This is a genomic window from Acidaminococcus fermentans (assembly GCF_009696675.1).
Lineage (GTDB): Bacteria > Bacillota > Negativicutes > Acidaminococcales > Acidaminococcaceae > Acidaminococcus.
In genome coordinates, this window is record NZ_VULN01000003.1 from 150,373 (window position 1) to 175,792 (window position 25,420).

Consider the following 25,420-nt stretch of genomic DNA (forward strand, 5'->3'; position numbering starts at 1 on the left):
CAGACATGGGATAAAGGTATCAGCCCCCGCATGGACGGGGGTTATTTTTTGGGAACTGTGGACAGGTCGAACGGGTGATACCGCTCTTCCAGATATTCGCAAACATCGAAAAAGTTCGGGTTCAGTGAAGTGAATTTCGCTCTCAGTTCCTTGTATTTTGGGTCTTTATCTAACTCCATCATAGCGGGGTAGAGTGATTCTTCCTGTAGAAGACGGAAGGCGTTATCCAGTTGCCGCCGTTCAACATGGTTGCCCTTTGACTGTAAAAGACTGACGATTTCAACAACTCTTTCATATGGTAAATAGTAGGATTGCACGGGCGGCGCATACAGTTTGGTAGAACGGTCTTTAGAATCCGACATTCTGAACGGAAACCCCTCAACGCTTTCAGTAGAAAGAAGTTCAACGGTCGTGGAACCATCTCTTTCGAGAAATTGCAAACGATACCCATAGGATTCCAAAAAGTTTACAAGTTTTTCTTTCTCGCTTTCTGGTTCGTAATCTATGAGCCTGTCAAGCGATAATCCCAACACCCTTGCGATTTTCCAACAGATTTCAATGGACGGTGTTCTTCTTCCACCCTCGTAATTTATGAGGGCTTGCCTAGAAATATTGGCCCCGTGTGCAAGTTCTTCTTGTGTCAGTTCGGCACGTTCTCTGTAGAACTGGATTGCCTTTCCCAATTTACCTGCAAATGAATCATCTTTAGCGGTTGCGACCATTTTTATCACCTCATCTCAATTATACAGTTGCGTTTAACCCTAGTCAACAACTGAATCGTAATTTCTATTATGGTCGCCCCTTGTAATTTTAGAAAAAGTGTGCTACTGTATAAATGTAACCAAATGGAATAGTAAAAATAAATGCTGTTCCAAATGTTCAGACACTAGAGAAAGGAAGTGTTCCTCATGAGAATCAACGTTTACGCCGTGTTGGACGCAATGGCAAAGAAGGAAGTCAACCAAACCGCCCTCGCCAAAAAATCGGGCGTGACAAGGCAAGCCATAAACAACGTGCTGAAAGGACAGAAGAGGGGTGTGCGTATCGACACGATTGGCAAACTTGCCGCCGCACTCGATGTTCCGCCCCTCGAACTCATCCAAAAATAAAATGCTGACTACGCTGCCCCTGTAAGCCGTCAGCCTGGACAGTTCAACGAATCGGGAAGGAGATATTTGTATGGAAAAGTACACATTGAAGAAGGCACGGGAACAGTTGGGCCTTCCACAAGACATGGCCGCATTTATCATCGGGGTGACTTCCACCACCTTGCGGCGTTGGGAACGGGGTGAATCAACCCCGACCCTTGAAGGGTTTTGGAAACTCTGCAAACTCTATGGGGTTGAACCCGACAAAATCTGTCTAATGGAAAGGAGATGATTTCCATGAAGGAGAACGAGATGGTCAAAATCGGCGGCAAGCTGTTCCGTCAGTTCGCCCCCATCGATTTTGATGGGAACCAATGGTTACGGACGACCCAACTTGCAAAGATGTTCTCTCTGACACGTAGCACGATTTGGAAGTTCGTGGGAATCATGGAAACCGAACCACGGTACAAGAACAGCATTCTTCATGTCAGCCCCCGTGCCACGCTCATCAAGGGGCGGGATTTCCTCGCATACCTGCAAGACCGTAACCGAAACTACATGAGGGGGTGAAGACAGACGGCGGCAAGGGTATCACGGAAGAACATGGACGGAAAAGGCCCAAAAACAGCGAGCAAGGGGCCAGATTTTCAAAATAAAAAATCAGCCGTGATAGATTCCATGCACCAAATAGATGACACGGAAATACCACGGCTGATGGAAAGGACGATTTTTCATGAAGAAGAAAATCATTGTTACTGAATCGAAAAAAACGCCGATACGGGCCATTCGTGAATATTGCCTAGAGTGTAGCGGGGGGAGCAACGTAGAAGTGAAATTGTGCGCTCTGGAACGCTGTCCCCTGTATGCGTTTCGGTTCGGGGTGCGCCCCGCAACGGCGGCAAAGAGATTTGCCAGTCAAGGCAATGACGTAATAAAAAAATCCGCTCTGTGAAGGACAAAAACACGAAGCGGATTGGAACAGTACAACGGGAAAGAAGTATCTGTTTTTTCTATTGTAACACGATTTGTTACATTTTACAAGTGAAAGGAGAATTTGATGATATATCAAATTTTAAAATCCCGTCATGCTGACAGCCCCGAAACGGCTGTCACTACAGATGAACTGATTGAAGCGACTGGACTCAGCAAACGACAGGTTGTTGAACAGGTCAAGAAAGAGCGTGAACATCACTTCATCAATAGTATTACGAAAGACGGCGGCGGCTACTACCGACCCCGTACAAGGGCGGATGTGGCGAAGTACAACAAAATCCGTGAATACAGGATTGCCCAAACGGCTATTACCATGAGGATGTCCAGAAAGTTCTTGAAGCGTTGGGGGAACTGAAACCCGTGGGGGCTGCCGTTGTGCGGCCCCTCTTCCATTCTAATCAACTCTACAAGGAAGTGATAAATTTGGGCAAGAAGCGAAATAAGAAAAATAATCTGAACCCGTGGTTGACAGCAAACCGACCAGAGCAGAAAGATTCCTTCATACAAGTTGGTGTAAGCCTTGCAACTCATCCCGCTTTTAAAGATTTATCATACTCAGCAAAGTTTACATATGAACAGATGTGCCGTGCGGCGAACTATGCTAAAAATAATGGTCTATCAGAATTCGTTTTCCCTCAGTCTGTGTTTAGTAAATATGGAATAACCAGAAGCACGTTCCAAAAAGCGAAAGAACAACTAATAAGCCACGGCTTTATAGTCTGCACGTTTTGCGGAAAAAATCAACGAGTTGAATCAAAATACAAGATGGTGAATTGGTGGAAAGAGTGGAATCCTTTAAACGGCTGTCTGAAATGGGGGCGGCTACTGTCTAAAAATGGTACGGCTAACAACGTTGGCGCACCCGATGTTGAGTGTCAGCCCCTTCCTAAAATGGATATTACAATTTCCGGAAATGATGAAACCCCGCATGAAACCTAGCTTTTTGGGATTGTAGGCTGTTTCTTGTGCCGTACCAATTTTAGACAAGGGGTGTACCGAATTCAGACAGATATTATAATAATATAACCATGGCTAGGGGCTTATTTAGTGGTTGTATGTTTGTCACCCTGTTGAAATGCTCATGTACGGTAAGGAAGCAAGCAACCGAAAACAAGAGATAGACCGCCAGCACTACACTATTCCGAACCAAAGACCAAAAGATAAGCATTGTGGGAAAATCTAAACTTTTGGATTTTCCTACAATGCCAACTACGGCGGAATCCCTCCCACTCCTTATATCTTTCTGTATACATTGAATTTGTATTTAGTAAAATGCAGACAACACCACGGATCGGCTTTTGGTTGGACAATTCCAACCAAACACCACAGCAGACAGCAGAAAACATTCTGAACGCTAGGAAGCCGGTATGATTGTTACATATAAGGGGAAGAAAAATTTCTTTTAGGTACTTGCTTTCCTAAAACTGATGTGATATAATGATTTAATCCAGAAAAGGAGTAAAAAATATGCGGCAAGGGATTCTTAAATAAAACTATAATCAAATAGTGGGAACAAAGGATTATGATAGCTCCTTTTGTAGGGGCTTAGTTTTTTGTACCCAATTTAAGAATACTTTTGCCTTATCAATTTTGACATATCCCCAAAAACAGCAATCACAAACAGGTGTATGCTGTATATGTGTATGTCCGCAACTTATAATCCCCAGTGGTAAAAGTATTTTACTGCTGGGGATTTTTATGCCCTTTGGGGCTGTAAAGGGAGGACAATCACATGAAAATAATCAATATTGGAATTCTTGCCCATGTAGACGCTGGAAAGACGACCTTGACGGAGAGCCTGCTATATGCCAGCGGAGCCATTTCAGAACCGGGGAGCGTCGAAAAAGGGACAACGAGGACGGACACCATGTTTTTGGAGCGGCAGCGTGGGATTACCATTCAAGCGGCAGTCACTTCCTTCCAGTGGCACAGATGTAAAGTTAACATTGTGGATACGCCCGGCCACATGGATTTTTTGGCGGAGGTGTACCGCTCTTTGGCTGTTTTAGATGGGGCCATCTTGGTGATCTCCGCTAAAGATGGCGTGCAGGCCCAGACCCGTATTCTGTTCCATGCCCTGCGGAAAATGAACATTCCCACCGTTATCTTTATCAACAAGATCGACCAGGCTGGCGTTGATTTGCAGAGCGTGGTTCAGTCTGTTCGGGATAAGCTCTCCGCCGATATTATCATCAAGCAGACGGTGTCGCTGTCCCCGGAAATAGTCCTGGAGGAAAATACCGACATAGAAGCATGGGATGCGGTCATCGAAAATAACGATGCATTATTGGAAAAGTATATCGCAGGAGAACCAATCAGCCAGGAAAAACTTGCGCGGGAGGAACAGCGGCGGGTTCAAGAAGCCTCCCTGTTTCCGGTCTATCATGGCAGCGCCAAAAAGGGCCTTGGCATTCAACCGTTGATGGATGCGGTGACAGGACTGTTCCAACCGATTGGGGAACAGGGGAGCGCCACCCTATGCGGCAGCGTTTTCAAGGTTGAGTACACCGATTGCGGCCAGCGGCGTGTCTATCTGCGGCTATACAGCGGAACGCTGCGCCTGCGGGATACGGTGGCCCTGGCCGGGAGAGAAAAGCTGAAAATCACAGAGATGCGTATTCCATCCAAAGGGGAAATTGTTCGGACAGACACCGCTTATCCGGGCGAAATTGTTATCCTTCCCAGCGACAGCGTGAGGTTAAACGATGTATTAGGGGATCAAACCCGGCTCCCTCGTAAAAGGTGGCGCGAGGCCCCCCTCCCCATGCTGCGGACGACGATTGCGCCGAAAACGGCAGCGCAAAGAGAACGGCTGCTGGACGCTCTTACGCAACTTGCGGATACTGACCCGCTTTTGCGCTGCGAAGTGGATTCCATCACCCATGAGATCATTCTTTCTTTTTTGGGCCGGGTGCAGTTGGAGGTCGTTTCCGCTTTGCTGTCGGAAAAATACAAGATTGAAACAGTGGTAAAGGAACCCACCGTCATTTATATGGAGCGGCCGCTCAAAGCAGCCAGCCACACCATCCATATCGAGGTGCCGCCCAACCCGTTTTGGGCATCTATCGGACTGTCTGTTACACCACTCCCGCTTGGCTCCGGCGTACAATACGAGAGCCGGGTTTCGCTGGGATACTTGAACCAGAGTTTTCAAAACGCTGTCAGGGATGGTATCCGTTACGGGCTGGAGCAGGGCTTGTTCGGCTGGAACGTAACGGACTGTAAGATTTGCTTTGAATACGGGCTTTATTACAGTCCAGTCAGCACGCCGGCGGACTTCCGCTCATTGGCCCCGATTGTATTGGAACAGGCATTGAAGGAATCGGGGACGCAGCTGCTGGAACCTTATCTCTCCTTCACCCTCTATGCGCCCCAGGAATACCTTTCCAGGGCTTATCATGATGCACCGAAATACTGTGCCACCATCGAAACGGCCCAGGTAAAAAAGGATGAAGTTGTCTTTACTGGCGAGATTCCCGCCCGCTGTATACAGGCATACCGTACTGATCTGGCCTTTTACACCAACGGGCAGAGCGTATGCCTTACAGAGCTAAAAGGGTATCAGGCCGCTGTCGGCCAGCCGGTCATCCAGCCCCGCCGTCCAAACAACCGCCTGGACAAGGTGCGCCATATGTTTCAGAAGGTAATGTAAAGATACATAATCGTCAAGACGGCAACAATCAGAAGTTATGGAGGGTAACAATGGAATATCGTAAGGAAGATTTAATGGAAGCAAAAAAGCAAATTTTGGGAGTGGGAGAGAACATGGGAACAGAGGAAAGTAAAAAAATCTGGGAGGAGAACGCACAATTTTGGGATAATGCAATGGGTGACGAATCTAATGAATTTCACAGAGAGGTAGTGCGTCCCAAAGTAACGGAACTTCTATCTCCTAATCCTGCGGATTATATTTTGGATATTGCGTGTGGCAATGGAAATTATTCTTCGTATCTTGCACAAAGAGGCGCTTCGGTTGTCGCTTTTGATTACAGCAAAAAAATGATAGAATTGGCTAAAAGACGGCAATCACAATATGCAAAACAAATTGAATTTTGTGTGGCGGATGCGACCAATAGAAAAAGTATATTAGAATTAAAAAGAAATCGAGCCTTTACGAAAGCAGTTTCTAATATGGCAATTATGGATATTACGGATATTGAACCACTTCTTATGGCTGTTTATGAACTGTTGCAGGAAAGCGGAATTTTTGTCTTTGCAACGCAACACCCTTGTTTTGTCACGTTGACTGAAAAATATATGACACCGCACAGTTACTATGATATAGCGATTGAAGGGCAACCGAAAGAGCAGATTTATTATCATCGTTCCATACAAGATATTTTTAACCTTTGTTTTAGAGCTGGATTTGTCATTGATGGATTTTATGAAGAATGTTTCAAAACCAACAAAGAAATTCCTATGGTAATGATAGTAAGGCTTAAGAAGGTAAAACGTGATACCTTACAATAAATTCAAGTTTGTCGGGTAAATAGCAAAGCCAGCCGAGCCAGCGGGCGGTCAAGATGAACGGGCTTCGCCCACCGTTGACAGCCCCGCCCGGTTTCGCAGTTAGGCAGTCAAGGAGCGACAGCAAGGAGTGCTGCCGCCCCGCACTATTATTCAGAGAGGGGGAATTTCCATGACAGACCAGAAAGCCTATCAAGAATATATCCAGCGCAGGTACAACGCCTTTTGCAAGACTGTTATCCGCTGTGCCGCCTTGGACAAGATTTTGAAGCTTAAACGGCAATGGGAACGGCAAGTTTCCCTTGACTATCTGATGAACGAGAAGTTTGTCCAGTTTGCCGCGTCGGAGCCGGACGAGGAATACCCATTTACCGTCTGCGGTCAGACCGTCCTGCTCTGCAACGCCGCCCTTGCCGACGCGATCTCTGTTTTGCCGGAGCAGACGCGGGAAGAAATCCTGCGCTATTACTTTCTGCGCCAGCCGCAGCGCGTGATCGGCGCGTGTATTGGCCGGTCACGCAGCACAGCGGGGCGGCATATCCAGCTTGCCTTGCAGCGGCTACGCGAAGAAATGGGGGTGAGCCGGTATGAGTAGACTTCTCCCCTATGAAACAATCCTCAAAGCCCGTGAGGGCGACCCAGAAGCCGTGAACGCTGTCCTGCTCCACTACGCCGGATATATCCGCTATTTCTAAAAAGTGAACGGGCAGGTCAACGCCGAGGTGGAGGACTATGTAAAGCAGCGGTTAATTGACTGTCAATTCAAGTTCCGGCTTGACGAACCACCGGACAAGTCATAAAAACTGAATACCAGCCGCCACCGACGCGGCCAGCGAAAGCAGTAAGTCTTGAAAAAGATTTACTGCTTTTTTTGTTGTCCGGCTCCGCTCCCGGCCATTTTGCCCCCTGCCGGTTGTAGTAGTAAGCGAGGAGGGAATTTTTCTGCCCTGGTGTTTGGCATTTGGAGCATTTACCCGTAGTAGAGGGCAAAGAGAAAGGATTTCTCCAACACCGGGTAGAAACCACTGCGTCCGGTGTCATTTTAGCGAAAGCGGGCAGGAATGCCCTTTACAGGATTAGTAGTAGCAGAAAAAGAGAAACAAACTTTTGTGGTTGCAGTTTTCCAAAAAAGTGGCGGACGGAAGTGAGAGAAAGTTTGCAGTCACGGAGAGCAAGTTTCTACCACGGTGCCAAAATCCGCAATTCTGCAGTTTTGCCCCTCGCGGGAAACTTGTTGGGGAGTGCCTTCCCCAAACCCTGCTCATGCGCCCTTACGGGCGAGAAAGGAGGTCACACCATGCGAAAGAAATACAACACGCCCCACCGCAGCCGCGTTGTGAAAACCCGGCTGTCCGAAGATGAGTATGCCGACTTCACAGCGCGGCTTGCGCCCTATGGTATCAGCCAGTCCGAATTTCTCCGGCAGGCGATACGGCGGGCGACCATACGCCCGGTTGTCCATGTGTCGTCGGTCAATGACGAGTTGCTTTCCGCTGTCGGGAAGCTGACAGCCGAGTACGGCAGGATCGGCGGCAACCTCAATCAGATTGCCCGGTATCTGAACGAATACGGCGTACCCTACAACACCCTTTCCGGCGAGGTACGCGCCGCCATATCCGACCTTGCCGTCCTCAAGTATGAAGTCCTCAAGAAAGTAGGTGACGCGGTTGGCAACACTCAAGCATATCAACTCTAAAAACGCCGACTACGGAGCCGCCGAGCAATATCTTCTCTTTGAGCATGACGAGTTTACCATGAAGCCCGTCCTTGATGAAACCGGCAGGCTTATCCCCCGCGAGGACTACCGGCTGTCCACGCTGAACTGCGACGGGGAGGATTTTGCCGTTGCGTGTATGCGGGCCAATCTCCGCTATCAGAAAAACCAGCGGCGGGAAGATGTGAAAAGCCACCACTACATCATCAGCTTTGACCCGCGGGACGGGCCGGACAACGGCCTGACCGTAGACCGGGCGCAGGCGTTGGGGGAACAATTCTGTAAAGAGCATTTTCCCGGCCACCAGGCCCTTGTCTGCACCCACCCGGACGGGCATAACCACAGCGGCAACATTCATGTGCATATCGTCATAAACAGCCTGCGGATTGAGGAAGTGCCGTTCCTGCCCTACATGGACAGGCCGGCCGATACGAAAGTCGGCTGCAAGCACCGATGTACCGACGCTGCCCTGCGCTACTTCAAATCCGAAGTCATGGAGATGTGCCACCGGGAGGGGCTTTATCAAATCGACCTCTTGAACGGCAGCAAGAACCGCGTCACCGACCGGGAGTATTGGGCGCAGAAAAAGGGACAGGCCGCGCTGGACAAGCAGAACGCCCCCATGATTGCCGATAGTATCACGCCCCGGCAGACCAAGTTTGAAACGAACAAGGAGAAGCTGCGGCAGACCCTACGGAAAGCCCTTGCCACCGCCGCCAGCTTTGACGAGTTTTCCTCTCTGTTGCTGCAGGAGGGTGTGACCGTCAAGGAGAGCCGGGGGCGGCTTTCCTACCTCACGCCGGACAGGACAAAGCCAATTACCGCCCGGAAGCTGGGCGACGATTTTGACCGCGCCGCTGTCTTTGCCGTTTTAGAGCAAAACGCCGCCAGAGCAGCCGAAGCGCCAGCCAGATCCCCCGATCCCCCACGCACCATAAAAGACCGCTTGCAGGTTGCCAGAGCCGAGATAGCCGCCCCGAAACAGGACGGAGTGCAGCGGCTTGTGGACATTGAGCAGAAAATGGCCGAGGGCAAAGGCCGGGGCTATGAACGCTGGGCGAAGATACACAATCTGAAGCAGGCCGCCAAAACGCTGTCCGTCTACCAGCAATACGGCTTTACTTCCCCGGAGCAGTTAGAAGCCGCCGTTGACACCGCCTATCAGAAAATGCGCCAGACCAGCGGCGAACTGAAAGCACTGGAAACGAAGCTGCAAGGGAAAAAGAAGTTGCAGCGGCAGGTGTTGGCCTACGCCCAGACCAAGGCCGCCCGCGACGGGCTGCGGGCACAGAAATCCGAGAAAGCCCGCGCCGCATACCGGCAGGCCCATGAGAGCGATTTTATCATAGCCGACGCAGCAGCCCGGTATTTCAAGGCGCATGGCATTACCAAGCTGCCCGCCCGGAAAGCGTTGCAGGCCGAGATCGAGCAGCTTATCTCCGAGAAAGACGGCCTGTATAACACCTATCACGAACAGAAACAGCGGTTCAAGGAGTTGCAGACCGTCAAGCGGAACATCGACCAGATTTTGCGCCGGGACGAGCCGCACCGCAGAAAGGAGCAGAGCCATGAGCGATAACCTGCCCCACATGGACTACCGCCAGCACCGGCGGGCGCGGCGGCTGGTACATGAGTGCTGTAACTACGATGAGGGGAACTGCCTGCTATTGGACGACGGGGAGCCTTGCGTGTGCGTCCAGAGCATTTCCTTTTCCCTCATGTGCCACTGGTTCCGTGTGGCTGTCCTGCCCCTTGACGGGGAGCTGGCCGCAGCCCTCTTGTGCCGGGGAAGCCGGAAACGGTGTGCCGTCTGCGGGGCGGCCTTTGTCCCCAAATCCAACCGGGGAAAATACTGCCCCGACTGCGCCGGGCGCATGAAGAAAATCAAAGCCGCCGAGAGAAAGCGGAAACAAAGGCAGAGATGTCACGCTTTAGAGCCTTTCAAACCCGCATAAATCAAGGCTTTTTTCGTGGGTGTCAAAGGGTACGCGATACATTTATCCTTTTCCCCCGGAAACGGCGTTTTAATGCGTGACAATACGCCAAAATCAACCCGAACACAGGGAGGTGATCCTATCGCTGATTATATCAGGGCAGACACGCGGCTGCCCGCCTATCTGCCGTATCCCCGTTTCCTGCTGAAAATGGAGATTTCACAGACCGCCAAGCTGCTGTATTCGCTGCTGTTAGACCGTTCCACCCTCTCCCAGAAAAACAAGTGGCTGGACGACGAGGGCAGGATTTATATTATCTATCCCATCGCGGAGATAGCAGAAATACTGGATAAAGGCAGCACCACCATCAAGGGGGCGCTTAATGAACTGGACACGGCGGGGCTGTTGGAACGGGAACGGGGCGGCTTCTCCGCACCGAACCGGCTTTATGTCAAAGTACCGCCAGTGCCACAGGTACAGTTTTCAGACCAACTGATGGCCGGAAGTCCGCCCCTCATAGAGCCGGAAAACCGTCCTACTGATGGTCAGAAAACCGACCTTATGATGGTCGGAAAACCGTCCCCTAACCAAACTACTATAAACAACCTTACAGAGAGCCAAACAAAGGGAGTGAGTGGGGGGCCGTCCGCGCCCTATGGCCGATATGGAAATATTTTTCTGTCACAGACCGAATACGACGAGTTGCAGGCAGAGTACCCTGACAGGCTGGAACGGTTCATCGAGGAAATGAGCCGCTACCTTGCCGCCAACGGGAAAAGCTACCAGAACTATGCCGCCGCCCTGCGGATATGGGCGGGGAACGACAAAAAGGAAGCCCCTAAAAAGGGCATACCAGACTACTCATGCAAGGAGGGCGAGAGTTTATGAAGAATGAAATCAACGCGGTTTTGGAGAATATGACGACCACCATCCCGGAGCCGGAGGACTACACCGGCGAGGACGGTTTACTGTACTGCGGCAAGTGCCGCAAGCCGAAAGAAGCCTATTTTGCGCCGGATAAGGCCGCTATCTTCGGGCGCGACCGCCACCCGGCAGAGTGCGACTGCCAGAGAACCGCCCGCGAGGAACGGGAAGCCGCCGAAAAGCGGCGCAGACACCTTGACACCGTGGAAGAACTGAAACGCCGGGGCTTTACCGACCCCACCATGCGGGACTGGACTTTCGAGAACGACAACGGCAGGAACCCGCAGACCGGGCTTGCCCGCCGGTATGTGGAGCATTGGGAAGATATGCGGACAGACAATATCGGCTGCCTGTTCTGGGGCGGCGTAGGCACCGGCAAAAGCTACCTTGCAGGCTGTATCGCAAACGCCCTCATGGAGAAAGAAATCCCCGTCCGCATGACGAACTTTGCTCTTATCCTCAATGACCTTGCCGCCAGCTTTGAGGGGCGCAACGAGTACATTTCCCGCCTTTGTCGTTATCCGCTGCTGATCCTTGACGACTTCGGCATGGAACGCGGGACGGAATACGGGCTGGAACAGGTGTTCAATGTGATTGACAGCCGTTACCGCAGCGGCAAGCCGCTGATCGTCACGACCAACCTTACGCTGGACGACCTGCACAACCCGGAGGACACCGCCCATTCCCGGATTTATGACCGCCTGCTTTCCATGTGCGTCCCGGTACGCTTTACCGGCGACAACTTCCGGCAGGAAACCGCCAAGCGGAAAATGGAGAGCATGAAGAAACTGATTACCGACTGAAAGGAGTATTGCCTATGGCAGATAACAAGCAGCACGACACCCGCACCACCCGCCGCCCTGACTGTGTGACGGAAATCCGCATGGGCAATTCCGTCCTTGTCGTGTCCGGCTATTTCAAGAAAGACACCACAACCACAGCCGCCGACAAAATGGCGCGGGTACTGGAAGCGGAAGCCGCTGCTACACAGGAGCCGACTTATCCGGCGTGAACCGGGGCATGGAAAAGCGGCCATGCCAGGGAGCATGACCGCTGGAACGAAAATCGGAAGTGCTTTAGCAATTCTTAATCTCATTCTCTATAAAATAATTTGCAATTTCAAAGGCTTTTATTCTTCTCTTTGCCAATGTGATTTGTGATTTATAACGCTCGGAATTATCCTTTGATTCAAATGTTTTTACTGTTTCTCTTAGCTTGTGCAGAGTTGAATCAATTTGCCTTTTGGCCGCGGTTAATTCATCTATTGTATACTTCATGTTTTCTCCTTTAACTTCTGATTTTTTTGTTAAATCAGAGTATACCACGGAGTTATGAACTTTTCTACTGCAAATATGGGACGACAACCCATACCATAAAAATCGGAAAATTGAAAAGCTGTAAAGAAGCAAATTTAACGCTTTTGCCGCTGTACAGCCCCCGCCGTTCCGTGGTACAATGAAACCACGGAATAGTGGGGCTGGCTGTCGGAAACGGAGGATTTTATGTTAAGACAAGCCACCCAAAACCTCATTACCGCCCTTTATCCGAGATTGTCCCACGAGGATGAATTGCAAGGCGAGAGTAATTCCATATCGAACCAAAAAAGGATACTCGAAACCTACGCAAAACAGAACGGCTTTACCAATCTGCGCTGGTACACCGACGACGGTTTTTCCGGCGCGAACTTCCAGCGGCCCGGATTTCAAGCCATGCTTGCGGACATTGAAGCCGGGAAAGTGGGTACGGTCATCGTCAAGGACATGAGCCGGTTAGGGCGAAACTACTTGCAGGTAGGGTTTTACACGGAAATGCTGTTCCCTCAAAAGGGTGTGCGTTTTATCGCTGTCAACGATAATGTGGACAGTGCCAGCGAGGGCATGGACAACGATTTTACCCCGCTGCGAAATCTGTTCAATGAATGGCTGGTGAGAGATACGAGCAAGAAAATCAAGGCAGTGAAAAAGTCAAAAGGCATGAGCGGCAAGCCTGTTACCAGCAAGCCGGTTTACGGCTATGTGATGGACGAGGACGAGAATTTTATTATAGACGAGGAAGCCGCCCCGGTGGTGCAGCAGATTTACCAGCTTTGCCTTGCCGGGAACGGCCCGACCAAGATTGCCCGTATGCTGACGGAGCAGCAAATCCCCACGCCGGGGACGCTGGAATATCAGCGGACAGGCAGCACCCGCCGTTATCACCCAGGCTATGAGTGCAAATGGGCGACCAACACCGTCGTTCATATCCTCGAAAACCGAGAGTACACCGGATGTCTGGTGAACTTCAAAACGGAAAAGCCTTCTTATAAGGTCAAGCACAGCATAGAGAACCCCGTCGAGAAGCAGGCCATTTTCGAGAACCACCATGAGCCGATCATCGACAAGGAAACATGGGAACGGGTGCAGGAGTTACGCAAACAGCGCAAACGCCCGAACCGCTACGATGAAGTGGGGCTGTTCTCCGGGATTTTGTTCTGCGCCGACTGCGGCCATGTGCTGTATCAGCAGCGGTATCAGAACAAAGACCGCAAACAGGACTGCTACATCTGCGGCAGCTACAAGAAGCGCACCCGCAACTGTACGGCGCACTTTATCCGCACCGATCTGTTGACCGCTGGTGTCCTGGCAAATCTCCGGCAAGTGACCGAATACGCAGCCAAGCATGAGAGCCGGTTTGTGAAACTACTTGTCCAGCAGAACGAGATCGGCGGCAAGCGAAAGACCGCCGCAGCCATCAAGCAGCTTGAACAGGCGCAGGAACGCATTTCTGAAATCAGCCGCATTATCAAGCGGCTGTATGAGGACAATGTAAACGGCAAAATCAGCGATGAGCGTTTCATGGAACTGTCGGCTGACTACGAAGCCGAGCAAGCGGAGCTGAAAAAGAGAGCCGCCGCCCTGCAAGCCGAACTGGACAAGTCACAGGCAGCTACCGTCAACGCCGAGAAATTTATGGGCATTGTCCGCAAGCACCTTGCCTTTGAAGAACTGACCCCCACTCTCTTGCGGGAAATGATCGAGAAAATTGTGGTGCATGAGTGCAGCTATGATGAGAACGGCACCCGCAGGCAGGACATTGAGATTTATTACAGCTTTGTCGGCAAGATTGACTTGCCCGAATAACCGCCCGACCTATCCGACACAATGGCCAAGTGTCGGATAGGAACGGCAAAATTTTTTGCACTTCTATTGCTTCTTTATCACACATAAGCAAACAGATGGGGCATGAACCACCACCACAACCACACCCCTGTATGACCATTGAAGATGTCAACAACCATTGGAACCATGAGTTGTAGACCATTCCACAAGGAAACCCCTTCCTGTCTATGGGGAGAAGAAGGAAGCAAAACCGTTCGGCGTTCTGCTTGAAGGCCAGACCATCGGGGGCCAGAAGTGCGGCAAATTCCCAAAAGGGCGTGCGCTGCTGTTCGTCCTGGCCAATGCGGGGGCTGTGATTTGCGGCCCCCTCTTATTCATGATGAGGAAAATCATCGAGTATACGCCCCATTTTCAAGAAGAAAATCATGGGGATATATAAACCCTTGCACAGAACACAACGAAAGCCCATTGGGATAGAAGCGGCGGCTTCCATGAACCAGTAAGAGGGAATCCCTGTAGCTGAACCGTCCCCGATTTCGTCAAGGTACTGGTTCGGGCCTTCAATGTGCGAGGGTCGGGCGCACGGCGGCGGGTCTTATGAGAAATTTCACAGATTTGTCACATTCTATACAGTGCCGCATGGATTCCCCCGCATGATGTTCGGCGGCGTGACATGGCGTGACCGTCACGTGACATCACCGTGACGTCACGTTTTTGGGAAGTTGCTTCTAAAAGTGAAAATTTCTCTTTTCCCTGTGGAAGCGTTGAAGAACCCAAATAAAAAAGGCCCGATTCTTCATCGGGTCTGGACGGCTTACAGGGGAAGCGTGAAGTTTTATGTTATGCTCATTTTTTGCACAATCGGTGGTTTATGGCCCGCAAAGCCAGTAACCACGAGATGTTAGACAATTCGCAATAAATTGTCTACAAATAAGAAAAAATTTATTTGAGATTCTGTTCATTTTGATATATAATTATAGGCGACTAGGGGGACTATGGAAGTCTTACTATCGTAGTCAGTATCTCTTAGAAAGAGGGGCTATTTAAATGAAAAAAATGAAGACAATGGATGGCAACACCGCGGCCGCATATGCTTCTTATGCGTTTACGGAAGTTGCAGCGATCTACCCGATCACTCCTTCTTCTCCTATGGCAGAAGCAAGTGATGAATGGGCTTCTCATGGCAAGAAGAACATTTTCGATCGCCCGGTACAGATCATGGAAATGCAGTCTGAAGCAGGTGCTGCCGGTGCTGTGCACGGCTCTCTGGCTTCCGGTGCTCTGACCACGACCTACACTGCATCCCAGGGGTTGCTGCTGATGATCCCGAACATGTACAAGATCGCTGGCGAACTGCTGCCCGCCGTATTCGACGTTGCAGCCAGAGCTTTGGCTACCAGCTCTCTGAACATCTTCGGTGACCACAGTGACGTTATGGCCTGCCGTCAGACCGGCTTTGCCATGCTGGCAGAAAGCGGCGTTCAGGAAGTTATGGACCTGACCGCAGTTGCTCACCTGTCCGCCATCAAAGGCCATGTGCCTTTCCTGAACTTCTTCGATGGGTTCCGTACTTCTCACGAAATCCAGAAGATCGAACTGCTGGACTATGATGAACTGAAAAAACTGGTTGACTACGATGAACTGAAGAAATTCCGTGAAAATGCGCTGAACCCGGATCATCCTGTAATCCGTGGTACCAACCAAAACCCGGATATCTACTTCCAGACCCGTGAAGCTGTAAACAAATACTACGAAGCCCTGCCGGAAATCGTAGAAGATTACATGAACAAGATCAGCAAGCTGACCGGCCGTGACTACAAGCTGTTCAACTACACCGGTGCTCCCGATGCTGAAAACGTTGTAGTAATCATGGGCTCCGGCGCTCAGACCGTGGAAGAAGTTGCCAAGATCCTGAACGCTCAGGGCGAAAAAGTCGGCGTGCTGAACGTACATCTGTATCGTCCGTTCTCCGCCAAACATTTCTTCCAGGCCATGCCTGCAACCGTAAAACGGATTGCTGTTCTGGACCGGACCAAGGAAGCTGGCTCCAACGGCGAACCTCTGTACCTGGATGTCCGGGACATCTACTACAACAAGGCTGACCGTCCTCTGATCATCGGCGGCCGTTACGGCATGGGTTCCAAGGAATTCTATCCTGGCGATGCTCTGGCTGTGTTCGACAACCTGAAGGCTGCTGAACCCAAAGACCACTTCACCGTAGGCATTGTGGATGATGTGACCAACACCTCCCTGCCGAAGGAAAAGACCCTGGACATCACCCCGAAAGGCACCATCTCCTGCAAGTTCTGGGGCCTGGGTTCCGATGGTACCGTTGGTGCCAACAAGAGCGCCATCAAGATCATCGGCGACAAGACCGACATGTACGCACAGGGCTACTTCGCTTATGACTCCAAGAAGTCCGGCGGTATCACCGTATCCCACCTGCGTTTCGGTCATACTCCGATCCATATGCCGTTCCTGATCAACTTCGCTGACTATGTTGCTGTACACAATCCTTCTTATGTACATCGTTACAACGTAGCCTCCGGCCTGAAAAAAGGCGGCGTGTTCCTGCTGAACTGCCCCTGGAACGCTGAAGAACTGGACAAGGAACTGCCTGGCCAGCTGAAACGCTACCTGGCAACCAACGACATTCAGTTCTACACCATTGACGCTGTGAAGATCGCTTCTGAAATCGGTCTGGGCGGCCGTATCAACATGATCATGCAGGCTGCATTCTTCAAACTGACCGGCGTAATCCCTGTGGATGATGCTGTGAAGTACCTGAAGGAATCCATTGTTACTTCCTATGGCAAGAAAGGCCAGAAGGTCGTTGACATGAACAATGCCGCTGTTGATCAGGGCGTCAATGCCATCAACAAAGTGGAAATCCCCGCTGCATGGGCTGATGCAAAAGACGAAGACCTGTACAAGAAGACTGGCAACGCCTTCGTTGACAACATCATGATCCCCATGAACGAACAGGAAGGCGACAAGCTGCCGGTCAGCGCTCTGATGGGCCAGGCCGATGGTACCTTCCCCTCCGGTACTGCTGCTTATGAAAAACGCGGTATCGCCATCAACGTTCCTGAATGGAACATTGAAAACTGCATCCAGTGCAACCAGTGCGCCATCATGTGCCCGCACGCTGCCATCCGTCCGTTCCTGCTGACTGACGAAGAAGTGAAGAACGCTCCGGAAGGCCTGAAGACCAAACCGGCTCTGGGTGCAAAAGGCCTGAACTTCTGCATCACCGTGAGCCCCATGGACTGCCAGGGTTGCTCCAACTGCGTGGATGCCTGCCCGGGCATGAAAGGCAACAAGGCTCTGGCCATGAAACCTTTCGCTACTCAGGAAGGCCGCGCTCCCATCTGGGATTATGTGGTGAACAAGGTTGCTCCGAAAGCCAACCCCATGACCACGGCTACTGTGAAGGGCTCTCAGTTCGAACAGCCCCTGCTGGAATTCTCCGGTGCCTGCGCTGGCTGCGGCGAAACCCCGTATGCCAAACTGGTTACCCAGCTGGTTGGTGACCGTATGATGATCGCCAACGCTACCGGCTGCTCCTCCATTTGGGCTGCTGCTGCTCCTTCCATGCCTTACACCACCAACCACAAGGGCCATGGTCCTGCCTGGGCCAACTCCCTGTTCGAAGACAACGCTGAATATGGTCTGGGTATGTACCTGGGCGTAAAGGCTGTCCGGGATCGTCTGGTTGACGAAATGAAGGCTGCTGAAGCTGTTGCTTCCGCTGACCTGAAGGCTGCCATGGAAGACTGGATTGCCAACAAGGACGAAGGCGAAGGCTCTCGTGCCCGTGCTGAAAAACTGGTTGAACTGTTGGAAGCTGAAAAAGCCGGCAAACCGGAACTGGAAGCTCTGTACGAAAACAAACAGTTCTTCGTGAAACGTTCTCAGTGGATCTTCGGCGGCGACGGCTGGTCCTATGATATCGGTTACGGCGGACTGGACCATGTACTGGCATCCGGCGATGATGTAAACGTAATGGTATTCGATACCGAAGTTTACTCCAACACCGGCGGACAGTCCTCCAAGTCCACTCCTGAAGCTGCTGTTGCTCAGTTTGCCGCTTCCGGTAAACGGACCAAGAAGAAGGATCTGGGCATGATGGCCATGACCTATGGCTATGTATACGTAGCTCAGATCAACCTGGGCGCTGACAAGAACCAGGCTCTGAAGGCCATCCGGGAAGCTGAAGCTTACCATGGTCCTTCCCTGATCATCTGCTACAGCCCCTGCATCAACCACGGCATCAAGAGAGGCATGAACCACTCCTTCCTGGAAGCCAAGGCTGCTGTTGACTGCGGTTACTGGAGCTGCTTCCGGTACAACCCGACTCTGAAGGCTGAAGGCAAGAAGTCCTTCTTCCTGGACAGCACCAAGACTCCGAACTTCGATGAATTCGAAAACTTCCTGAAGGGCGAAGTACGGTATGCATCCCTGGCCAAAGGGTTCCCTGACATTGCAGAAGATCTGTATGCCAAGACCAAGAAAGACGCTGAAGAACGTCTGGCCGGCTATGTAAAACTGGACGCTGAATAAGTCTCGATTCTTCAAAATCTCCTGTCACGAAAGTGACAGGAGATTTTTTTTAATAATGTTCAGAATGTTGCATATTTCCATTATGAACTGGTGTAAACAGGAGATATGTGGTAAAATTTAGTCATATCGCTATTCCACCAATCTATAAGTACAATTGAAAACGCAAACTGCGGAGGAGATTATTTTGGTTCAGCTATTCTTGTTTTTAGGCGGCATTTCTCTTTTCCTGTACGGTATGCAGCTGATGGGCGACGGCCTGCAGCAGGCGGCTGGGGCCAAGCTCCAGAAAATCCTGGGGCAGCTGACAAAGAAGACCATCTACGGGGTGGCCCTGGGGGCCGGGGTTACGGCAGTGCTCCAGTCTTCCAGTGCCACCACGGTTATGACCGTGGGGCTGGTCAACGCCGGACTGATGAACCTGGAACAGGCCTTCGGCATCGTCATGGGGGCCAACATCGGGACCACCATGACCGCACAGCTCATTGCCTTCAACCTGACCGACTACATCACCCTGATCATTGCCATTGGCTTTGTGATGCAGATCATCTGCAAAAAACGGACCCTGAAGAACCTGGGTTCCGTGCTCCTGGGCTTTGGTATCCTGATGCTGGGCATGAGCATGATGAGCAATTCCGTCATTCCCCTGCGCCAGGATCCCCGGATCGTGGATATCCTGGGAAGATTCTCCACCCATCCCATTATGGGGCTCCTTACCGGTCTGGGCATGACCCTGGTAATCCAGTCCTCCTCCGCAACCATCGGTATCCTGATGGCTATGGCCAGCCAGGGGCTGATCCCTCTGGAAGGGGCCATTCCCGTAATCCTGGGTGATAACATCGGTACCTGTATCACCGCTGTCATCGCCACCCTCCAAAGCGGTCTCAACGCCAAGCGGGTAGCCTGTTCCCATGTCATGTTCAATCTGTGCGGCAGTATCATTGCTCTGCTTCTGCTGCCCTTCTTCATTTCTTTTGTAAAGGATATTTCTCCGGCTGGGAATATCGGCCGACAGATCGCCAACGCCCACACTACCTTCAACGTGGTGAACACCTGTATTTTCCTGCCTCTGGCACCATATTTCACCCGGTTCATCAAAAAGATCATGCCTGGGGAAGACAATGATATTTCCTATCAGCCCAAGTATCTGGACAAGAACGTGCTGAACACTCCGGCGGTCGCTCTGGGACTGGCTACTAAGGAAGTGGTCCGGATGGGGGACCTGGCTCTGGAAAATATCCGGAAATCCTTTACCTGTGTGGATAACTACAATAAAAAGGACGTGGAATTCGTTCTGGAACATGAACCGGTCATCGACAGCTTGGAAGAGGCCATTACCGTGTATCTCACCAAGATGAGCGAAAAGAACATGACCAAGGAAATGTCCAACCTGCACACCGGTCTGATCCATGCCTGCAACGATATTGAACGGATCGGGGATCATGCGGAAATCATCGCCAAACGGGTCCGGAACATGAGAGAAGACGGAACCACCTTCTCACCGGAAGCCAACCGGGAAATGAAGGAGCTGGAAGTGCTGGTGGTAGCCGCTGCCACCAAGGCCATCAAGGCCCTGGAAACCAATGACAAAGATCTGGCCCGGGAATCCCTGGATTTCTCCCATCAGGTGAAGCTGAAACAGAAAGCCATGCGGAAGAGCCATGTGGAACGGCTGAACGAAGGGGTCTGTACCCCGGAAACCGGTTTTGTGATGCTGGAACTGCTGATCAACATGAAACGGGTCAGCGACCACAGCAAGAATATTTCTCAGCTTGTACTGGGGGATTTCTGAGAATTGATTGTCAATGGTCGATGGCTGAAGGATAGGAGCTGCCTGGAGCAGCTCCTTTTTTATGAAAAGGAGAGGAAATGAACATCACTGTTTATCTGGGAGCCAATCCGGGGAACCGTCCGGAATATGCCCGTTATGCGTATGAACTGGGACAATGGATTGCCGGTCATGGCCATACTTTGATCTACGGAGGCAGCCGTACCGGACTTATGGGGAAATTGGCCGACGGCGCTCTGGAGCAGGGCGGATGGGTGATCGGGGTGGAACCCCGGTTCTTTATGGAAAAAGAACTCCAGCACCAGGGCCTGACAGAGCTGATCGTCACCGAAAACATGGCCCAGCGGAAAGAGAAGATGCTGGAACTGGGGGACCTGTTCCTGGCCTTCCCGGGAGGCATCGGGACCCTGGAAGAAATCAGCGAAATCATGAGCCTGAACAAACTGGACATGGTGTCCAAACCTTTTGCCTTCCTGGACTACGAAGGCTATTGGCAGCCCATGAAGGCCCTCCTGGACCGGATGGCGGGAGAAGGGTTCGTGTGGAAAGAATGGGTGGAAAGAATCCTGTTCATCAGGGATCTGGAAGAACTGGAACGGTACTGCAACGGAATGAAACAGTGAAAATCAGCTCCAAGGGATTCCTGCCGACTTACACGGTACCGCCGGGCGCACGCCGGGCGGCCCGCCGGCCCTTGTCAGCCGGGTCGTCGACTTATACGATACCGTAGGGGCCGCACGCCGGGCGGCCCGTAAAAAGGTTCTTTCCCTTGACATAAGCTAAATACTGTAATATACTATACAAGTAATCCATTTGCGGAAGTAGCTCAGTGGTAGAGCATCACCTTGCCAAGGTGGGGGTCGCGAGTTCGAATCTCGTTTTCCGCTCCATAACGAAATGAAGGGGCTGTTGCTGACTGCAACGGCCCTTGTTTTTATTCAGAGCCGGCAGCAAGCCGGTTTCCAGAAGACGCAGACCATTGACCGCTGAAAGGGTGGATTTTTACAAAATCCACCTTGCCGTCTTGCCTTTCCTCCCCCTTTACGGTAGACTAAAGGTTGAATGAGAAAAGGAGATTCATCATGGGAACCTGTACGGTAGTTATCCTGACGAAAAACGAGGAAAAACATATCCTGGCGGCCCTGGATTCTGCCCGGCCCTGTGCCGACCAGCTGCTGGTAGTGGATTCCGGCAGTACGGATCATACGGTGGCCCTGGCCCGGGAAGCCGGGGCGGACATTGCTTTCCGGGAATGGGACGAGGATTTTGCCGCCCAGCGGAATTTTGCCCTGGCCCAGGCTGCAGGAGACTGGATCCTGTACCTGGATGCAGACGAACGGCTGACTCCGGCCCTGGCGGAAAAAATCAACGCCATCAAAGCCGGCAGCCTGGACCATCAGTATGGGTTCCGGCGGATCAACATCGCCTTCGGCCATGAATTCCACCACGGAGCCTTTAGTCCAGACCGGGTGAAGCGGCTGTTTCCCCGGGAAAAGGTCTGTTGGGTGGGGAAGGTCCATGAGCGGCCGGAATGTCCCCTGCCGGTGACAGAATTGAAAGAACCTCTGGAGCATTATACCTACGACACCTTTGCCCAGTGGTGGAACAAGGCCGGGCATTATACCACCCTGTGGGCGGAAGAAGCCTATGGCCGGGGGAAAAAGGCCACCGCAGGGACCGCTGCCGGCCACGCCCTGATGGGAATGGTGAAGGCCTATGTGCTGGAAGGGGGCTTCCTGGAAGGGAGCATGGGGTTTGTGGCCACCCTCCAGCACGGCATCTACACAGCCATGAAATATATGAAATTGGCGGAACTTTGCAGGAAAAAGTGACAAGACATAAATCAAACAAAAGAGGTGACAGAAATGGACGAAATTTCCATTGTACTGGCTTCTGATGACAATTATGCCCAGCATGGGGCTGTAGCCTGTGCTTCCATCCTGGCCAACCACCGGGGAATAGCCCCCATCCATTTTTACTATTTCGAGGATGGAATCAGTGAGGAAAAGCAGGCAGGGATCGCCGCCACGGTGACAAAGGGCAGGGGAACCATCACCTTTATTCCCACTGCCCAGAAGGAAATCCAGGCCCATACCAGCGGCCATGTGAACCGGGCGGCCTATCTCCGGCTGCTGATCCCGGAACTGGTACCGGAAAACGTAAACCGTGTGATTTATCTGGATACGGACCTGGTGGTGCTGGACGACATCCAGGAACTGTGGGAGATGGACCTGGAAGGGAAACCTTTGGGGGCGGTGCCCGATCTGGGAATCCTGGCATCTTCCCGGATGCGCCGGCAGAAAGAGGAAACACTGGGAATTGAAGAGGGGGAGCTGTACTTCAATTCCGGGGTGATGGTAATGGATCTGAAGGCCTGGCGGGAAAACCAGTATGGGCCCCAGGTGATCCGGTGTGTGGAAGAGGGGAACTTCCGCCATCATGATCAGGACGGGCTGAACAAGGTGTTCCGGGACAACTGGAAGCCCCTGCCCCTCCGGTGGAATGTGATTCCGCCGGTGTTCACCCTGCCGGTGAAAGTGCTGAAAAAATCCCGCTGGCGGAACCTGGCCCTGGAGGCCCTGGAACGGCCGGGGGTGTTCCACTGGGCCGGCCGGTACAAACCCTGGGAGTTTCCGCCCAAGGGCCATTTCAACGAAAAATACTATACCTACCTGGCCAGCACAGCCTTTGCCGGGGCAAAAATGCCCCAGCCGGGAACGGATATGAGGGGAAAATCCGTAACCCGTCAGGAACTTCGGCTGAAGCTGGCTGAATTGTGGAAGAAACTGTTCTAGGGAAGTTGGGGGAGAATTGAAAGAATGATTTCGGACAATCGGCTGCAGTGGCTGCTGATGGCAGCTACCAATCTGTATCTGTTCTTTCTGTGCAGTACAAAATGGAATGCAGGGTACAGCATCAGTCTGGGATTGGTTGTTGTTGTAATGTTGATTTATTGGAAACGGAAGAAAAAAATCGCAATACCGGTCCACAAAGTATGGCTTTTGTGTTACGGCTTATTTATGGGGCTTATTTTTCTGGCGGCGGTAGCGTCGGGAAAGACTGTCGTCATAAAAAGTGCAATGAATTTTATTTTCTATACGATTCCTTTTTGGGTTTTGGTGATGGCTCTCCAGTACAAGGAGAAGCCCATCAGGGCATATGCGCAGTGGGGCCTTTGGGGTGGGTCTCTGGTTTTATGCGGGGTTGCTTTTTATCAGCATGTTCTCCAAAATTTCCCTGCCCGGCTCCAAGGGCCTTTTCCCAATCCCAATAATTTCGCACTGGCTCTGGAATGTCTTCTTCCTTTTCAGGGCTGGCTTCTTTGGGACACTTGGAAAGGGGAAAAAACTGCAAAATGGGAGTGGCTTGGAATTATACCTTTTGCCTGTAGTATTGTTGCTTTGTGGATGACTCGTTCCAGAGGAGGTATTGCAGGGGCTTTTGCAGGAATGGCTATTGTTATTGTGTATCATTGGATCATAAAACGAAAATGGAGTGCAAAAAAACAGATAGCCATATTTTTGTTGTTCCTTACCAGTATGGGAATCTGTACAGCATTTGGCACTGTGAATTTAGCCCGTCGCAAGTATGATGGCGAACGGGTGCTGCTGTGGAAATCATCGTATTCCATGTGGCTTGATCATCCTGTTATCGGTGTGGGATTTGGACAATGGAGTAAAATTTACAAGGCAAAATATATTTTGCCGGAAGCAAAGGAACCGGATTTGCCCGTACCTCACAATAATTTTATGACTTTTTTATCTACTGCTGGATTACTGGGGGGAGTTGGATATTTTTGCTTTGCGGCAGGGACTCTGCTTCTTATGATGAGAGCCATACAACTGCACTCTGAGGAATATGTCTGTTATGCTGTATTGTGGCTTTGCCTTGCCAATCTTATTCATGGAATGGTGGACAATACCCTTTACTCAAAATCAACTATGAGATTATATTTTGCCATGTGGGGCATTGGCTGCAGTATACAGACTTCTTCGAAGGGTAAGGCTGATTATCGTACGATTAAATAGCAGGGGTGAGTCATGGGGATGATGGAAATTTATCATTATATAATCAGTTCACCAGTTGCATATCAGAGACGGACTCAAATTGATAAAAATTTTAGGGAATATGGAATAAAACCCAATTTTTTTAACGCCATTATGGGGAATCAGCTGACTGAACAGGAGTTGCAGCAATTCACTGCAAAACATAATATTTTAAATAAAGGGGCAATTGGCTGTGCCCTTTCCCATCTTGAAATTTACAGGCAGTTGTTGAAAAGTGAAGAACCTTATGTTTTTGTATTCGAAGATGATGTTCGCCTATCTCCGGACTTTGTCCAATATTTCCCTAAAATCAAGGAATTTTTGAATCAGATGACTAAACCGGCAGTACTGCTTCTTTATAGAGTAAAGGCTCCGACAAAAACCGTTTTTTCATTGGGGAATGGATATAAAATTCTTCATGCGTTGGCTGGAACAGCTGCTCATGGATATGCAATCAATCGAAAAGCGGCAGAAAACTTGCTAAAGGCACAGAATCCCATACAGTTTGAAATTGATGCTTGGAATCTGTATTATAAATTAGGTTATTTAACCATATACTGCATAAATCATGAGTTTGGCTATTTGGATTCAAATGTTTCGCGGAACTCTGTTATTGAACAGGTTGCCGAAAAAGAAAGAAAGTCATCAAGATATGTCAATCAATATAAAAAAGAACATTTCATGACGTTATATTTCCGGTATCCAATCTGGAAACGGTGTATACTTCAACTGAAAAGAATTCAGCGTCATTTTATGGAAATGTACTATGACAAGGAAAATAAATGACTTACAAAAATATTTTTGTTG

At 50.8% G+C, this 25,420-nt stretch carries 25 protein-coding genes, 1 tRNA gene and 1 pseudogene; 25 read left to right on the plus strand and 2 right to left on the minus strand.

The genetic code is table 11. The annotated features are described in order from the left end of the window. Positions 1–41: 41 nt before the first annotated feature. On the minus strand, positions 42–722 hold the full coding sequence (locus FX155_RS03020; protein WP_022487018.1) for a helix-turn-helix transcriptional regulator: 681 nt from the start codon (positions 720–722) through the stop codon (positions 42–44). 186 nt (positions 723–908) lie between these two features. On the opposite strand from FX155_RS03020, the gene FX155_RS03025 reads away from it, so the two are divergent. The 16 genes and pseudogenes from FX155_RS03025 to FX155_RS03115 all read left to right on the plus strand — a co-directional run bounded on the left by FX155_RS03025 (position 909) and on the right by FX155_RS03115 (position 12,132). Beyond that, positions 909–1,109, plus strand: coding sequence for a helix-turn-helix domain-containing protein (locus tag FX155_RS03025; RefSeq protein ID WP_022487017.1), 201 nt, complete (start codon positions 909–911; stop codon positions 1,107–1,109). Between the two features lie 70 nt (positions 1,110–1,179). After that, a complete protein-coding gene (locus FX155_RS03030; RefSeq protein WP_022487016.1) occupies positions 1,180–1,380 on the plus strand; it encodes a helix-turn-helix domain-containing protein in 201 nt (66 codons plus the stop codon). A gap of 5 nt (positions 1,381–1,385) precedes the next feature. Then, positions 1,386–1,658, plus strand: coding sequence for a hypothetical protein (locus FX155_RS03035; RefSeq protein WP_022487015.1), 273 nt, complete (start codon positions 1,386–1,388; stop codon positions 1,656–1,658). A 163-nt stretch (positions 1,659–1,821) separates the two neighbouring features. Further along, on the plus strand, positions 1,822–2,040 hold the full coding sequence (locus FX155_RS03040) for a hypothetical protein (RefSeq protein WP_022487014.1): 219 nt from the start codon (positions 1,822–1,824) through the stop codon (positions 2,038–2,040). 105 nt (positions 2,041–2,145) lie between these two features. Further along, on the plus strand, positions 2,146–2,436 hold the full coding sequence (locus tag FX155_RS03045; RefSeq protein WP_154487750.1) for a hypothetical protein: 291 nt from the start codon (positions 2,146–2,148) through the stop codon (positions 2,434–2,436). A 68-nt stretch (positions 2,437–2,504) separates the two neighbouring features. Further along, positions 2,505–3,020 carry a hypothetical protein gene (locus tag FX155_RS03050; protein WP_154487751.1) on the plus strand — a complete coding sequence of 172 codons (516 nt, stop codon included), beginning with the start codon at positions 2,505–2,507 and terminating at the stop codon, positions 3,018–3,020. 793 nt (positions 3,021–3,813) lie between these two features. After that, entirely contained in the window at positions 3,814–5,733 is a 1,920-nt protein-coding gene (tet(W), locus tag FX155_RS03060; protein WP_063856415.1) for a tetracycline resistance ribosomal protection protein Tet(W), read from the plus strand. Positions 5,734–5,783: 50 nt separating this feature from the next. Then, positions 5,784–6,551: a class I SAM-dependent methyltransferase gene (locus FX155_RS03065; protein WP_004010385.1), complete on the plus strand. Its 768-nt coding sequence runs from the start codon at positions 5,784–5,786 to the stop codon at positions 6,549–6,551. 169 nt (positions 6,552–6,720) lie between these two features. Beyond that, entirely contained in the window at positions 6,721–7,143 is a 423-nt protein-coding gene (locus FX155_RS03075; RefSeq protein ID WP_154487752.1) for a sigma-70 family RNA polymerase sigma factor, read from the plus strand. Continuing rightward, positions 7,136–7,348, plus strand: a pseudogene (locus FX155_RS03080) (helix-turn-helix domain-containing protein). The gene FX155_RS03075 and the pseudogene FX155_RS03080 overlap by 8 nt, the downstream one beginning before the upstream one ends. Before the next feature lie 497 nt (positions 7,349–7,845). Continuing rightward, positions 7,846–8,244: a plasmid mobilization protein gene (locus FX155_RS03090; protein WP_002596229.1), complete on the plus strand. Its 399-nt coding sequence runs from the start codon at positions 7,846–7,848 to the stop codon at positions 8,242–8,244. Continuing rightward, positions 8,216–9,841, plus strand: coding sequence for a relaxase/mobilization nuclease domain-containing protein (locus tag FX155_RS03095; protein ID WP_002596230.1), 1,626 nt, complete (start codon positions 8,216–8,218; stop codon positions 9,839–9,841). The genes FX155_RS03090 and FX155_RS03095 overlap by 29 nt, the downstream gene beginning before the upstream one ends. Continuing rightward, on the plus strand, positions 9,831–10,217 hold the full coding sequence (locus FX155_RS03100; RefSeq protein WP_002596231.1) for a cysteine-rich VLP domain-containing protein: 387 nt from the start codon (positions 9,831–9,833) through the stop codon (positions 10,215–10,217). The genes FX155_RS03095 and FX155_RS03100 overlap by 11 nt, the downstream gene beginning before the upstream one ends. 72 nt (positions 10,218–10,289) lie before the next feature. After that, the gene (locus FX155_RS03105; RefSeq protein WP_006356266.1) at positions 10,290–11,084 is read left to right on the plus strand and encodes a replication initiator protein A; all 795 of its coding nucleotides are present in this window, start codon (positions 10,290–10,292) and stop codon (positions 11,082–11,084) included. Further along, positions 11,081–11,923, plus strand: a complete 843-nt coding sequence (locus FX155_RS03110) for an ATP-binding protein (protein ID WP_002596233.1) — start codon at positions 11,081–11,083, stop codon at positions 11,921–11,923. The genes FX155_RS03105 and FX155_RS03110 overlap by 4 nt, the downstream gene beginning before the upstream one ends. Before the next feature lie 14 nt (positions 11,924–11,937). Beyond that, on the plus strand, positions 11,938–12,132 hold the full coding sequence (locus FX155_RS03115) for a transposon-encoded TnpW family protein (RefSeq protein WP_002596234.1): 195 nt from the start codon (positions 11,938–11,940) through the stop codon (positions 12,130–12,132). 64 nt (positions 12,133–12,196) lie between these two features. Here FX155_RS03115 and FX155_RS03120 read toward each other — a convergent pair whose 3' ends face one another. Next, complete coding sequence (locus FX155_RS03120; protein ID WP_002596235.1) at positions 12,197–12,397, minus strand: hypothetical protein; 201 nt, start codon at positions 12,395–12,397, stop codon at positions 12,197–12,199. 225 nt (positions 12,398–12,622) lie between these two features. Between FX155_RS03120 and FX155_RS03125 the strand changes: the two genes are divergently transcribed. The 9 genes from FX155_RS03125 (at position 12,623) to FX155_RS03165 (ending at position 25,399) form a co-directional block, all read left to right on the plus strand. Further along, positions 12,623–14,239 (plus strand): recombinase family protein, encoded by a 1,617-nt coding sequence (locus FX155_RS03125; protein WP_002596236.1) that lies wholly within the window; start codon positions 12,623–12,625, stop codon positions 14,237–14,239. A 1,026-nt stretch (positions 14,240–15,265) separates the two neighbouring features. Next, a complete protein-coding gene (nifJ, locus tag FX155_RS03130) occupies positions 15,266–18,781 on the plus strand; it encodes a pyruvate:ferredoxin (flavodoxin) oxidoreductase (protein ID WP_022488152.1) in 3,516 nt (1,171 codons plus the stop codon). 184 nt (positions 18,782–18,965) lie between these two features. Continuing rightward, entirely contained in the window at positions 18,966–20,570 is a 1,605-nt protein-coding gene (locus FX155_RS03135) for a Na/Pi cotransporter family protein (RefSeq protein WP_154487753.1), read from the plus strand. A 77-nt stretch (positions 20,571–20,647) separates the two neighbouring features. Beyond that, positions 20,648–21,190, plus strand: a complete 543-nt coding sequence (locus tag FX155_RS03140; protein WP_154487754.1) for a TIGR00730 family Rossman fold protein — start codon at positions 20,648–20,650, stop codon at positions 21,188–21,190. A gap of 192 nt (positions 21,191–21,382) precedes the next feature. Beyond that, positions 21,383–21,457, plus strand: a tRNA-Gly gene (locus tag FX155_RS03145). A gap of 192 nt (positions 21,458–21,649) precedes the next feature. Then, positions 21,650–22,399, plus strand: coding sequence for a glycosyltransferase family 2 protein (locus FX155_RS03150; RefSeq protein ID WP_154487755.1), 750 nt, complete (start codon positions 21,650–21,652; stop codon positions 22,397–22,399). A gap of 33 nt (positions 22,400–22,432) precedes the next feature. After that, positions 22,433–23,362 (plus strand): glycosyltransferase family 8 protein, encoded by a 930-nt coding sequence (locus tag FX155_RS03155; protein ID WP_154487756.1) that lies wholly within the window; start codon positions 22,433–22,435, stop codon positions 23,360–23,362. Between the two features lie 24 nt (positions 23,363–23,386). Beyond that, on the plus strand, positions 23,387–24,595 hold the full coding sequence (locus FX155_RS03160) for an O-antigen ligase family protein (protein ID WP_154487757.1): 1,209 nt from the start codon (positions 23,387–23,389) through the stop codon (positions 24,593–24,595). 12 nt (positions 24,596–24,607) lie between these two features. Further along, positions 24,608–25,399 carry a glycosyltransferase family 25 protein gene (locus tag FX155_RS03165; protein ID WP_154487758.1) on the plus strand — a complete coding sequence of 264 codons (792 nt, stop codon included), beginning with the start codon at positions 24,608–24,610 and terminating at the stop codon, positions 25,397–25,399. The last annotated feature ends 21 nt before the right edge of the window (positions 25,400–25,420 follow it).

Coding starts and splice junctions, on each gene's coding strand:
- FX155_RS03115 (WP_002596234.1), top strand. CDS start 11,938: ATGGCAGATAACAAGCAGCACGACACCCGCACCACCCGCCGCCCTGAC.
- FX155_RS03165 (WP_154487758.1), top strand. CDS start 24,608: ATGGGGATGATGGAAATTTATCATTATATAATCAGTTCACCAGTTGCA.
- FX155_RS03045 (WP_154487750.1), top strand. CDS start 2,146: ATGATATATCAAATTTTAAAATCCCGTCATGCTGACAGCCCCGAAACG.
- nifJ (WP_022488152.1), top strand. CDS start 15,266: ATGAAAAAAATGAAGACAATGGATGGCAACACCGCGGCCGCATATGCT.
- FX155_RS03090 (WP_002596229.1), top strand. CDS start 7,846: ATGCGAAAGAAATACAACACGCCCCACCGCAGCCGCGTTGTGAAAACC.
- FX155_RS03140 (WP_154487754.1), top strand. CDS start 20,648: ATGAACATCACTGTTTATCTGGGAGCCAATCCGGGGAACCGTCCGGAA.
- FX155_RS03065 (WP_004010385.1), top strand. CDS start 5,784: ATGGAATATCGTAAGGAAGATTTAATGGAAGCAAAAAAGCAAATTTTG.
- FX155_RS03160 (WP_154487757.1), top strand. CDS start 23,387: ATGATTTCGGACAATCGGCTGCAGTGGCTGCTGATGGCAGCTACCAAT.
- FX155_RS03025 (WP_022487017.1), top strand. CDS start 909: ATGAGAATCAACGTTTACGCCGTGTTGGACGCAATGGCAAAGAAGGAA.
- FX155_RS03030 (WP_022487016.1), top strand. CDS start 1,180: ATGGAAAAGTACACATTGAAGAAGGCACGGGAACAGTTGGGCCTTCCA.
- FX155_RS03075 (WP_154487752.1), top strand. CDS start 6,721: ATGACAGACCAGAAAGCCTATCAAGAATATATCCAGCGCAGGTACAAC.
- FX155_RS03120 (WP_002596235.1), bottom strand. CDS start 12,397: ATGAAGTATACAATAGATGAATTAACCGCGGCCAAAAGGCAAATTGAT.
- FX155_RS03105 (WP_006356266.1), top strand. CDS start 10,290: ATGCGTGACAATACGCCAAAATCAACCCGAACACAGGGAGGTGATCCT.
- FX155_RS03040 (WP_022487014.1), top strand. CDS start 1,822: ATGAAGAAGAAAATCATTGTTACTGAATCGAAAAAAACGCCGATACGG.
- FX155_RS03150 (WP_154487755.1), top strand. CDS start 21,650: ATGGGAACCTGTACGGTAGTTATCCTGACGAAAAACGAGGAAAAACAT.
- FX155_RS03020 (WP_022487018.1), bottom strand. CDS start 722: ATGGTCGCAACCGCTAAAGATGATTCATTTGCAGGTAAATTGGGAAAG.
- FX155_RS03125 (WP_002596236.1), top strand. CDS start 12,623: ATGTTAAGACAAGCCACCCAAAACCTCATTACCGCCCTTTATCCGAGA.
- FX155_RS03110 (WP_002596233.1), top strand. CDS start 11,081: ATGAAGAATGAAATCAACGCGGTTTTGGAGAATATGACGACCACCATC.
- FX155_RS03035 (WP_022487015.1), top strand. CDS start 1,386: ATGAAGGAGAACGAGATGGTCAAAATCGGCGGCAAGCTGTTCCGTCAG.
- FX155_RS03155 (WP_154487756.1), top strand. CDS start 22,433: ATGGACGAAATTTCCATTGTACTGGCTTCTGATGACAATTATGCCCAG.
- FX155_RS03100 (WP_002596231.1), top strand. CDS start 9,831: ATGAGCGATAACCTGCCCCACATGGACTACCGCCAGCACCGGCGGGCG.